This is a genomic window from Steroidobacter flavus, from assembly GCF_042651805.1.
GTDB lineage: Bacteria > Pseudomonadota > Gammaproteobacteria > Steroidobacterales > Steroidobacteraceae > Steroidobacter > Steroidobacter flavus.
On record NZ_JBHSDU010000003.1, the window covers coordinates 1,756,071 to 1,768,240 of the forward strand.

General features: G+C 63.5%; 6 protein-coding genes and 3 riboswitches. Of the genes, 1 reads left to right on the forward strand and 5 read right to left on the reverse strand.

Features of this window, described 5'->3' with window-relative positions:
* Window positions 1-140 precede the first annotated feature (140 nt).
* From ACFPN2_RS13160 to ACFPN2_RS13180, 5 genes are all read right to left on the reverse strand, one after another.
* Window positions 141-1,991 (reverse strand): fibronectin type III domain-containing protein, encoded by a 1,851-nt coding sequence (locus ACFPN2_RS13160; protein WP_380597193.1) that lies wholly within the window; start codon window positions 1,989-1,991, stop codon window positions 141-143.
* A 226-nt stretch (window positions 1,992-2,217) separates the two neighbouring features.
* A riboswitch (cyclic di-GMP riboswitch) is annotated at window positions 2,218-2,321 on the reverse strand.
* Window positions 2,322-2,431: 110 nt separating this feature from the next.
* A riboswitch (cyclic di-GMP riboswitch) is annotated at window positions 2,432-2,516 on the reverse strand.
* A gap of 318 nt (window positions 2,517-2,834) precedes the next feature.
* Window positions 2,835-4,007, reverse strand: a complete 1,173-nt coding sequence (locus tag ACFPN2_RS13165) for a fibronectin type III domain-containing protein (protein WP_380597195.1) — start codon at window positions 4,005-4,007, stop codon at window positions 2,835-2,837.
* Window positions 4,008-4,181: 174 nt separating this feature from the next.
* Window positions 4,182-4,283, reverse strand: a riboswitch (cyclic di-GMP riboswitch).
* Window positions 4,284-4,463: 180 nt separating this feature from the next.
* Window positions 4,464-7,082, reverse strand: a complete 2,619-nt coding sequence (locus ACFPN2_RS13170; RefSeq protein ID WP_380597197.1) for an HD domain-containing phosphohydrolase — start codon at window positions 7,080-7,082, stop codon at window positions 4,464-4,466.
* 144 nt (window positions 7,083-7,226) lie between these two features.
* Window positions 7,227-7,661 (reverse strand): response regulator, encoded by a 435-nt coding sequence (locus ACFPN2_RS13175; RefSeq protein WP_380597199.1) that lies wholly within the window; start codon window positions 7,659-7,661, stop codon window positions 7,227-7,229.
* Window positions 7,658-9,709 carry a S9 family peptidase gene (locus ACFPN2_RS13180; RefSeq protein ID WP_380597201.1) on the reverse strand — a complete coding sequence of 684 codons (2,052 nt, stop codon included), beginning with the start codon at window positions 9,707-9,709 and terminating at the stop codon, window positions 7,658-7,660. The genes ACFPN2_RS13175 and ACFPN2_RS13180 overlap by 4 nt, the downstream gene beginning before the upstream one ends.
* Window positions 9,710-10,106: 397 nt before the next feature.
* Here ACFPN2_RS13180 and ACFPN2_RS13185 point away from each other — a divergent pair, with 397 nt between their 5' ends.
* A complete protein-coding gene (locus tag ACFPN2_RS13185; RefSeq protein WP_380597203.1) occupies window positions 10,107-12,155 on the forward strand; it encodes a TonB family protein in 2,049 nt (682 codons plus the stop codon).
* Window positions 12,156-12,170 lie beyond the last annotated feature (15 nt).

The window sequence follows — 12,170 nt, forward strand, 5'->3', positions numbered from 1 at the left end:
TCCTGTCAAGACCGTAAGTTTAGAGCCGGGGGCGCAAATAAAAAGGCCCGCGCGAGGCGGGCCTTGGCAGCTCCTACACGTCCATGTGCCCGCTGCATTTGGGCGTCCTGCCCATCAGAAGAAATTCGCTCGGGTCGAGGTTACGGAATGGTCTTCGACCCGCCGTTCGACACGTCGCTTTCACCGCCACTGGCGTTGTAGGCCTTCACCGCGAAGTACCACACACCGGAAGTCAGACCGGTGACCGTGTAAGTCGACAGGCCGGCATTCGCGATCTGCACCGTCTGATCGAGGCTCGAGGCGCTGCGCCCGTACACCACGCGATAGCCCGCCAGGTTGGTCAGCGAGGAACCGTCGGTGTTGGTGGTCGGCGGCGTCCAGGACAGCGTGGCGCTGCCATTCGTCGCCTGCAGCACCGTGATCGAGAACGACGGCAGCGAGGCAGTCAGCGTGCCGTCGCTCACAGCGATCGCGATGTTTGAGTAGGTGCCCGCGTTCGCGGAGGTCGGCGTGCCGGACAGACGGCCCGTCGACGAGTTGAACGTCGCCCAGCTCGGACGATTCGTGATCGTGTAGGTCAGCGCGTTGCCATCCGGATCGCTCGCGGTCGGCTGGAAGCTGTAGGTCGCGCCTCCCGACACGGTCGTTGCCGGCGTGCCGCTGATCGTCGGCGCGCGATTGGTCGGAGTGGCCGCCGTGACAGTGATCGCGAAGGCCGGCAGCGTCGCTGTGAGATTACCGTCGGTCACGCTGATCCGAATGTTCGAGAACGTGCCCGCCGCGGTCGGCGTGCCGCTCACGCGTCCCGTATCGGCATTGCAGGTCGCCCAGGTCGGGCAATTCGTGAACGTGTAGCGCAGCGTGTTGCCATCCGGATCGCTCGCGGTCGGCGTGAACGAATACGCCGTGCCCGTGGTCGCAGTGGTCGCCGGCGTGCCGCTGATCGTCGGCGCACGATTTGGCGCCGCGCTGACCACGATCGTGAATGCCGGCAGTGACGTGGTCGTGCGGCCGTCGCTGACACCGACGGTCACTCTCGCATAGGTGCCAACATCGGTGGTCGCCGGTGTGCCGCTCAAGCGGCCAGTCGCGGTGCTGAAGGTCGCCCAGCGCGGCAGATTGCTGACGCGGAAAACCAGCGTATCGCCATCGGCATCGCTGGCGCTCGGCACGAACGAATACGTCTGCATCACCTGCACGCTCGTTCCCGGCGTGCCGGTAATCGTCGGCGCACGATTGTCGAGACCACGCACCTGGATGGAGAACGCCGGCAGCAGGACCGTGCTGGTGCCGTCGTTGACGCTGATGACGATGTTCGAATACGTCGCGACGTTGGTCGCACCCGGCGTGCCCGACAGCTGGCCGGTCGCGGTGTTGAAAGTCATCCACGACGGACGATTGGAAATCGAGAACCGCAGACGATCGTTTTCCAGATCGCTGGTGGTCGGTCGGAACGAGTAAGCCTGATCCACGATCACCGACGACGCCGGCGTGCCGGAAATCGTCGGCGGGCTGTTGCCCGACGGACAACTGGCCGAACACACCTTGATCTTGAACGTAACCGAGCTCGTGTCGCGACCGTCGGTGACGCTGATGGTGATGTCCTCGCTCTCACCGACATTCGTGGCTTGCGGAATGCCGCTCAGCCTGCCGGTCTCGGTGTCGAAGCTCGCCCAGGTGGGCTTGTTGGTGACGAAGTACTCGAGGAAGTCGTCGTCGTCGTCGGTCGCGAGCGGCGTGAAAGAGTAAGCCTCGCCCGCAGCCACCGTCGTGGGTGGAACGCCGGTGACCGACGGAGGCTGATTCGCCGGTGTCGGCAACGCCGGGTCGTCGGCGCCAGTGTCGCCCGCCGGCGGCTGCTCGCTGACGGCGCCGCCCGTTAAACTGCTGCCGCTATCGTCGTCGCCGCCGCCGCAGGCGCTCAACGACGCCGCAATCAAGGCCAGCAGCGCTCGCTGCAGGAAGGTCTTCCCGAAAAGTGTTGGAATCATTGCTCGTACCTTGGCTTCGCGCGCAACGACGACGGCCCGAAGACCGGCGTTGAGTTGCGTTGCTGTTTTCCGGATGTGATGCAGCCATCGCGGTCGAGACGCGAGGCTCGAAGCGCAGGGAAAGGTTGGCGCGCACGGGCTGGTGCGCTATCGGCAGCTCATTCGTTACACCTTCGCTCGTGCACGCGCTCGCAAGGGGCCTTGCGAACATCGTGTCGGTGGCGAAAGTGGCAACCCCGCTGTCATAGGAGCGCGGCGCATCGCACGCTGCGTTCCAGTAGACCGGAGGCTTTGCGTCCCCGCCTTTCGACGGGTTTGCCGATATCACTTTCTGCTGCTCCCTAGTTGGTCATGTTGACCCCGGGGCCGCGTGGCGCGATCGAACAGCAGCAAGGAAGGCGAGAAGGATGACGGCTAGCTCGGTGACGCAAGAAGAGCTGGCCGGCAACCCCGCTATCCCCAGCTCACGCTGTAGGACCGGAGGCTTTGCGTCGCCGTCTTTCGACGGTTATGCCCTGGTGAAGGGTTGTTCTGCCGGCTCTGCGTCTCTCACCGCTCTCGCTGCCGTGAGGCCGCGTCCAGTAGAGCGAATGCGATTCGACAAATTCCGATTGAACAAAACTTCGTGGTCGGGACGCAGTAAATCGTAGGAAATTTGTTTTTGCAATTGTCGGTGGCGGCCGACAGCACTGCGGTGGATTTGTCACTGCGAATTCACATAACAACGTCAGAATCCAGACGGCGCTCGTGTATGCGAGCCGATATTTAACAGTCCATAAAACGCAAAGCGGCGGCTGGATCGCTCCAGCCGCCGCTGTTTCATCAACGTTCTACCGTCGAGAGTTACGGCACGACCTTCGAGGAGACGTTCGAGTTCGAGCTCTCCGTGCCGTTGCTCGTGTAAGCGCGCACCGCGAAGTAGTAGGTGCCCGGCGAGAGACTGCTCAGCGAATACGTGGTGACGCTCGGGTTCGAGATCTGCACCGTCTGCGTCAGCGCGCTCGCGCTCGTGCCGTACGAGATGCGATAGCCAGCCAGGTTGCTCAGCGTGCTGCCATCCGTGTTCGAAGTCGGAGCAGTCCAGCTCAGCGTTGCACCACCGTTGGACACATCGACCACGTTGATCGCGAACGCTGCCAGCGAAGTGGTCGCACGACCGTCGCTCACGCTGATGGTGATGTTGGCGTACGAGCCGACTTGCGTGGCGCTCGGCGTGCCGGTCAGCTGACCGGTGCTGGTGTTGAACGTGGCCCAGCTCGGACGATTCGCGATCGAGTACGTCAGCGTGTTGCCATCCGGATCGCTCGCGGTCGGACGGAAGCTATAAGCGCTGCCCGCGTTGACCGAGGTCGACGGCGTGCCGCTGATGACCGGCGCGCGGTTGGTGGAATTGGAAACGACGATCGAGAACGCCGGTAGCGAAGTGGTCACACGACCGTCGCTCACGCCGATCACGATGTTCGAGAACGTGCCGGTCGCGGTCGGCGTGCCGCTCAACACACCCGTGGTCGTGCTGAAGCTCGCCCAGGCCGGACGATTCGTGATCGTGTAGCCGAGCGTGTTGCCATCGGCATCGCTCGCGGAAGGCTGGAAGCGATACGCGGTGCCAACCGTCGCAGTCGTCGCCGGCGTGCCGCTGATCGTCGGCGCGCGGTTCGCGGTGGACGTGCCCGTGGCATTCGCGGTGATGGAGAAAGCCGGCAGCGACACGACGTTCTTGCCATCGGTCACGCGCAAAGTGATGTTGTTCCAGGTGCCCGGCGACTTCGGGTAACCCATCAGGCGGCCGCTGTTCGGGCTCACTGCCATCCAGCTCGGCTTGTTGACGACGCTGAACTTCAGCGCACGACCTTCCGGATCGCTCGCGGTCGGCAGGAAGTTATAGGTGGTGTTGACCTTGATGACCGTCGGCGGCGTGCCGCTGATGGTCGGCGGCAGATTGACGGTCTGGGCAGAGGCGAGATTGGCGAGCGACGCCAGCGCCGCGACCGCGGCGAACGAAGCAGAAAAGCGCATGAGCAAGCTCCAGCAAAGCACTGTGTTCCGATGCCAGCTCGCACCCACGACACGCATGCGTGTCGGTGCGAGCACCTTTGTCTGGCAAGGGAAGCTGGCTTTGCTGGGCCGGCGCTAAAGAGCGCGGGCGGCAGGCCGAAAAACTTCACGAGACAACCTGATCGTTCAGGCTGAAACGGCAACCCCGCTATCTTTGGTGCGGCTGCTGGAACAGCGGCGCCAGAGGACCGGAGGCTTTGCGTCACCGTCTTTCGAACGGCTTTGCCCTTTCAGACAGGGCCCATTGTGCTGGAAGTTAACAATGCGACCAATCGGGCCAGCCCCCAAACGCGTTCAGGAAAACCTGCAAGCGGGAGCCGGGAAGTTTCAGCGACGCTTAATGGCGACGCTTATCGGGGGCCCAGCCGAGGCCTGATGCCTCGGCACAAAAAGGCCTGTTTTTCTCGGGAAATATCGTTATTCGGGCAAGGTGAAGCCGTGCTGCCGGATGAGCCGGGTGCAGGCCGCCACTAAGTGTTCGTCGTAACGTTTGCCCGCACCGCGGTTGAGCTCGTCGAGCGCCGCGTCCATGCCGGCGGCCGGACGGTAGGGTCGTGGCGAGCACATCGCTTCGACCGTATCCGCGATCGCGAGGATGCGCGCTTCGATCATGATGTCCTCACCTTTCAAGCCGCGCGGATAACCGCTGCCGTCGAAACGTTCGTGCGACTGGTAAACGATGTCGGCCACGGGAGCGCCGAGATCGATATCCGCGAGCAGCTGGCAACCTTCTTCGACGTGAGTGCGCATCAGCGCGACTTCGGTCTCGGTCAGCGGCGCGGGCTTGCTCAGAATGGAAGCCGGCACCGCGATGTTACCGATGTCGTGTAACAGAGCTGCAACACGCAGGCCGTGCTGACGCTCGCCATCGAGGCCCGCCTCGCGTCCGATCGCGACCGCCAGCGCCGCCAGGCGACGCGACGAGCCGGCGGTGTATGGATCGTGCCGCTCGCTCATGCGAACGAACGAATCGATCATGCCCTGAAGCGCCACATCGGTTCGCTGGAGCGCGCTCAGCGTCACTGCATGCGCACGCTTCGAGTGCAGGACACGCCACGCACCCTCGGCCAACGCAGCGAGCACACGCTGGTCTTCTTCGCCGTAATTCGATTCACGATTGCCGACACCGAGCACGGCGACCACTTCGTCGCCAGACAGGATCGGCACCGCCATGAACCGCGTCAGATCCGGCAGACCGTCGTTCTGCGGCTTGCGGGCGACGTCGTTGGTCCAGGTCGCGTGCTTACCGCGCACACATTCGCTGAGCATCATCGCGCGGCCAATGGGCTGCGGCTCCGAATTGGCCATCACCGCTTGCGGCCGGCTGCCATCGCGCCAGGCGGCGAGCGTCATGGTCTTGTGCGTGTTATCGACGAAATACAAATAGGCCAGCGGGCTGCGCGTCGCTTCGAGCGCCTGCTCGATCACCCGGCGCACGATCGCGGACTCGTCGAGCGAGTCGGCGTGCTTGAACAGATCGACCAGGAAATCCGCCTGCCGCTGGAGCAGCCGGTTCGCGATCAAGTCGCGACGGCGCTGAGCGGTCTCGCGAATCAGCACGATGCTGTCGCCGCGCGTGTTCTCCAGCAGCCCGACGCTCACTTCGACGTCGAACAGCGTGCCGTCCTTGCGACGATGCTTGGTCTCATAGCGACCGCCACCGCGCACGCGGCCAAGCTGCAAGCGCAGGGTGGTCTCGCCCGAGGTCGGATCCTCGATGTCCGCGGCGTTCATGCCCAACAGCTCTTCCTTGCTGTAGCCGGACATGCGGCAGTACGTCGCGTTCACGTCCTGGATCTGGCCATCGCTGCCGAGCAGCCACGAGCCATCGGCCGCCTGGTCCAGCAATGCGTTGCCGGCCTTCGCCTGTTCCTGAAGCTGGCGCTCGTTGTCGAGCCGCTGCGTGAGGTCGAACGCGGCGACCAGCTCGGCATTGCGACCGTCGAACTCGATCTGCTGCGAGGAGATCGACAACGCGAGCGCGCCACCGTCCTTGCGCTGATGCATGCGGACCGACGCGTCGCGCGAGTCGGCACCCGACAATTCCAGCGCCGACGCTTTCAAGCCGAGGAATTCGGCGCGCGAATAACCATACATGGCCAGCGCCGTGTCGTTGACGGCGATAAAGCCACCGGTGGCATGATCGGCGATCCACATCGGCTGCGGATTGCTCTCGAACACGCGACGGAAACGCGCCTCACCGGCGGCGACTCGCTGATTGCTCGCTTCGAGCTCGCTGATTTGGGAGCGCAGACGCGCATGGCTCTGAGTTGCACGTTCCAGCGCCTCGGCCTGAGCTTCCGCCTGCTGGGCTTTTTCCGCCACTTCGACCTGCAATCGATCGGCGCGCTCGACCGCTTCGAGCTGAGCGCGCTGGGCCTTTTCCAAAGCTTCCGCTTGAGCGGTCTGCGTGCGTTGAACGCGCTCCAGCGCTTCGGCTTGCGCCGCCTGCAGACGCTGCGCTTTATCGAGCTCCGCTGCCTGCACCGCTTGCACACGTTGCGCGGCCTGCGCCTTCTCGAGCGCTTCGGCCTGAGATTTTTCGAGCACGGCGAAGCGCTGCATGGCTGCCGTGTCGAGCATATTCATCGGACGGGTGTTGCCGCTCGCGCCATTACCGTGGCCGTTGGCGGGAGCCGGGCCACTGGCACGCGCGCCGTTCGCATGACCCGGCGGCAGCAGCTCATCCAGCGCGCTCAGCAGCTTTTCCGGCGGCGTCGAGCGTGCGAGGAAACGTTCGGCGCCCAGCTCCAGGGCAAAGCGCTCGTACTTCGGGTCGTCGTGCCGGCGGGTATAAAACAGGAAAGGAATATTCTGCAGGCGTTCGTCCTGCTTCCATTTGCGGCATAGGGCGAAGCCGTCCATACGGGGCAGGACGATGTCCGACACAATGGCCTGAGGCGCCTCGCGGCGCGCGACATCCAATGCCGCGAGCCCGTTGGCGGACTTCAGAACCCGATGACCGCGACCCGACAGCAGAGTCTCGAGCGCGCTTTGCTCGGACTCGCGCTCGAATGCGATCAGGATGACACCCATGCCTAGTCTCCCGGCGCGAGCGCGCCAGCCTTAAAACAGTCCTTCGGAGCCCCCGAAGTATGCCCGGCGCCCCCAAGGATTAGCACGACTAGGGGGAACTCTGAGCCGTAAAGGGAGACATAGTCCACATTTCGCGGTGGACGTTCAGGGCCCGGCGCGATTGATGCGGGTCCAGTACTGGCCGAGCAGCGACACCTGGTCGGTGAACTGTTTGAAGTCCACCGGCTTCACGATGTAACTGTTCGCATGCGCCTCGTAGCTGCGCATCATGTCCGACTCCTGATCGGAGGACGACATGATCACGACCGGCGTCGAGCGCGTCTTGGGATCGGCCTTGATCTGCGCCAGCACGTCCAGGCCGTCGATCTTCGGCATGTGCAGGTCGAGCAGCATCAGTTTCGGATTGCCCGACACGCGCTGCGCATACACGCCCTGGCGGAACACATAGTGGAGTGCCGCCTCGCCATCCTGAACCCAAACGACCTGTTGCGAGACGCCGCCGATCTCCAGCGCGCGAATCGTCAGCTCCGCATCGGTGGGATTGTCATCCGCGAGCAGGATGTAGCCCGTGTGACTCATGGCGCCTCTCCAATGCTGGCGCCTTCCGCCAGAGCGATGACGAATCCATATTCCCGAGCCACTTCTCGCATGTGCTCATATCTCCCCGACTTGCCGCCATGACCTGCCTCCAGGTTGACGTGCAACAACAACGCACGGCTGCCGGTATTGTGCCGTCGTAATTTGGCGACCCATTTGGCGGGCTCGTAGTACTGCACCTGACTATCCCATAGTCCGGTCGTGACCAGCATGGCTGGATAAGGCTGAGGGCGGATGTTGTCGTACGGAGAATAAGAAAGCATATAGGCGTAGGCAGCGGCTTCGTTCGGATCGCCCCACTCGTCATACTCGAGCGTGGTCAAGGGAATGCTGGTATCGAGCATGGTGGTGACAATGTCGACGAAGGGCACGTGCGCCACCAGCGCGGCATAACGATCGGCTGCGACGTTGGCGATCACGCCCATCAGCAGCCCGCCGGCGCTGCCGCCCGCGGCGAATACTTTGTCGCGCGCACAGTAGCCGCGCGCCACCAGATGATCGGTCACATCGACAAAATCGTTGAAGGTGTTCCATTTCTGTTCCAGGCGTCCGGCGTCGTACCAGCGCCGGCCGAGCTCCTGGCCGCCGCGGATATGCGCCATCGCATACACGAAGCCGCGATCGAGGATCGACAGCCGCGAGGAGCTGAAGCCCGGCTCCATGCTCAGCCCGTACGAGCCGTAGCCGTATTGATATAACGGCGCCGTGCCGTTCAGCGGCGTGCCTTTGCGATACACGATCGAGACTGGAATGCGCTCGCCGTCGCGAGCTGGCGCCCAGACGAACTCGCTGACGTAGTTTGCTGGATCGAAATCGCCGAGCACCGGCTCACGTTTCAACACGACACGCGAACCGTCGGCAAGATCGTATTCATACGTGGTGCCGGGCGTGGTCAGCGACGTATACACATAACGGAGCAGCGTGGTGTCGAGCTCGGGATTCGAACCGAGCGCCATGGTGTACGTCGGATCGTCCGCGGTCAGATGAAACGGCGCTTCGCCCCAACGTTGCACGCGAATGTTCATCAAGCCGTGCGAACGCTCGCTGACCGCGACGAACGTGCGGAACAATTCGAAGTCCTGAATGAACACTTCCGGATCGTGCGCCATCACGTCGCGCCACTGCGTGCGATCGGCGGCCCGACTCTCCGGCACTTCGATCAGGCGGAAATTCAGCGCCTGCCAGTTGGTGCGGATGATGAAGCGCTCGTCGAGATGATCGAGCTGATACTCGTGATCTTCCTCGCGCGGCACGACCACTTTGAAATCGAACGTCAGATCGTCGGTGCGCGTGTACCGCCACTCCGATGAAGTGGTGCTCTCCGAGGCGATCAGCAGATAACGTTCCGACTTGCTGCGCTCGACGGTCAGATCGAAGCTCTCGTCGGGCTCTTCATAAATGAGCGCGTCGCCGCCGGTGTCGCCGAGGCGGTGACTGCGAATGCGCCGGCCGAGCAGCGTCACCGGATCCTTCTCGACATATAACAACGTGCGATTGTCGTCGGCCCAGGCAATGCCGCCGTCGACGTTCTCGATCACATCGGGCAGCAACGTGCCGGTCGAGAGATCCTTGATCCGGAGCCGGTACTGCCGGCGCCCCACTGTGTCTTCGGTGTAGGCGAGCAGCCGGTTGTCGGGACTGATCTCATATCCGCCGAGCTGAAAGAACGGCAGCCCGGAAGCGAGCGCGTTGCCATCGAGCAGAATCTCATCTTCGGCGAGCGGCGCATGTTTGGGGGTGTCCGCGCGGCGTACCACGATGGGATATTCCTGACCGGTCGCGAACCGGATCGAATACCAGTAGCCGCGATAACGTACCGGCACGGTCGAGTCGTCCTGCTTCAGCCGCGCGACGATCTCGGTGTACAGCCCATCGATCAACGGCTGGATCGGTGCCAGCTGCGTCTCGGTGTATTGGTTCTCGGCTTTTAGATAGCTGAGGACGTCCGGATCGGTGCGCGTGTCATCGCGCAGCCAATAATAAACGTCGTCGCGTGCGCCATTGGGAGAGGCGACGCGATGTGATCGCATCGGTGCGAGCGGCGGCTTGGACACGTGCTGGTACGAAAAATAGCTGAATAAAAACGGTTAACTGAACGGATCGTGCAGCGCCGGCGGCAGCGTGGCAACTGTGGTCCTCATCCAATCCCCTATTCGTGCCTCAAAGCACGCCGCGTAGCCACTTGCCAACAACTTTCGCGCTGGCAGCCGACTCGCAAAGGGGTAGGATCACGCCCGCCACCCGATCCGGATCAGCGGCATCGTACAGGGCATCAAACCGGGGGCGGCATCAGACATTGGCTGAACGGCGTATGGCAATTTTGCGCGGCAGTTCACGCGAGCGAGCCGGAAAAGACAGATACAGTTCTCAGCTGTTCCATCTTGCATAAGTAGTATTACGCGACAAGCAAAACCCCCGGAGGGGTCTATGGCCAACGCGCAACATGGTCGTTCGTCAGGACACGGAAATACTCAGGACGAGGTCAACTTGGAGATCGACGATTCACAAGCCTTGCGGCAGCTGGAAGAAGGCACGTCGCCGCCCATCCTGGTCTTGAGCCGTGACGCCAATTTGGTGGAAACGGTCAAAAAGGCCGCGCCTCGAGGCGTTTCGGTCGCGTTCGCGCCCGATCTGGACCATGTCGCGGAGAAGCTTTCCAACCTGAAGCCGGGCGTGCTGGTCGCGGACACCGCGAGCACCGCCGACGTGGCTTCGATGGTGGCGCAGCTGACTCAGCATTTCCCTGAGTTGGTCGTGGTGGTCGCAGGCAAGCGCGAGGACAGCTCCGCGCTGATGCAGCTCACTGCGGCGGGCCGGATCTTCCGATTCCTGCTCACGCCGTTGTCACATGGCCAGACGCGCCTCGCGCTGGAAGCCGCGGTCAAACAGCATCTGGATCTCTCGGCCGCCGGTCAGCGACTGAGCACGGCCGGTGCTTCCGGAGAAGGCGGCAGCAAGAATTACGTGATGACCTACGGCGCGCTCGCCGCGGGCCTGCTGGTCGTCATCGGCGGTATCTGGTTCGGCGTCAGCCGTTTCACGGGCGAGCCCGAAGTGCCGCCGGTCGTGAATGTGCCGGCCGCGCCGGGCGCACAGCAGCCGGGTGGCGTGCCGGAACGTCCGGATCCGGTCAAAGCCGAGCTCGCGCTCGCCAAAGATGCGTTCGATCAGAACAAGTTCATCGAGCCGCAAGGCGAGAGCGCGCTGGATCTGTATCGAAGCGCGCTGGCGCTGGATCCGAACAGCCAGGCGGCGAAGGACGGCATTCGTTCGGTCGTCGACAAGATCCTGGAACGCGCCGAAGCCGCGCTGCTCGCCGAGCGTCTGGAAGAAGCCATTCGCACGATCGAAACCGCGCGCGATATCGATTCTACTCATCCGCGTCTGGCGTTCCTGGATACCCAGGTCGCGCGCGAACGTGAACGTTTGAAACTGTCGCAGGCTCAGGAAGTCGGCAACCGTGTGCGCTCGCTGGTCAACAGCGCGAACGATCGCATGGCCAACGGCCGCTTGCTGACGCCGAATAATGGCAGCGCGAAGGACGCGCTGTTGGAAGCACGCCGTCTCGATCCGACGGATCCGACGGTGCTGTCCACCATTCGTGAGTTCAGCGCGCAGCTGACTGAAGAAGCTCGTAAGGCGCTCGCCAGCGGCAACGTCGAGGCGGCCACTGCATACGTGCAGGGCGCGCGTCAGATGGGTTCCGCGGGTAGCGCGCTCGCGGCGGTCGAACGTTCGCTCGCTGAAGCTACTCGTACTGCCGGTCCGGGCTCCGGTCCGAATACGGCGGCGGGCGCTCCGGTGCAGTCCGCGGGTGCGCGTCGTCCGGCGACCAATGCGCCGGCCGCGGGCGCGGGCCCGAACATCGACGCCATGGTTTCTGACGTTCGTACGCGCCTGACCGAAGGCAAGCTGATCGATCCGCCGGGCGACAGCGCCCGCGATCTGTTGGCGAATCTGCGGACCGCCGCGCCGAATCGTCCGGAAGTGGACGAGCTGTCGCGCACTCTTTCGCAGCGTCTGCTCGACTCCGGTCGTCAGGCCATGAATGCGAAAGCATACGAGCGTTCGTCGCAGCTGATCGCCGCGGCCAAGGACGTGGGTCAACGCTTCAACGGCCCAGCCATCGCGCAGGCTGAAGCGGATCTCACTGCGGCTCGCGACGCGAACTCTCAGCAAACGAACGTCGTGTCCGCCGCTTCGCTGAAGCGCGTACGCATGGTGTCGCCGGCGTATCCTGATGCGGCCCGTAAGCGCGGCATCGAAGGTTGGGTGGAACTGGCCTTCACTGTGCAGACCAACGGCACGGTCGATCAGGTGGAAGTGCGCAACGCCAGCCCGGCCGACGTGTTCGACGACGCGGCGATCCGCGCCGTGCGTCAGTGGCGCTTCGAACCGGTCGAGCGCAACGGCGAGCGCATCGAACAGCGCGCGATGGTGCGACTGAAGTTCTCGCAGCAGGCGGCGCAGAACTAAGCCCAGTCGGCTCAT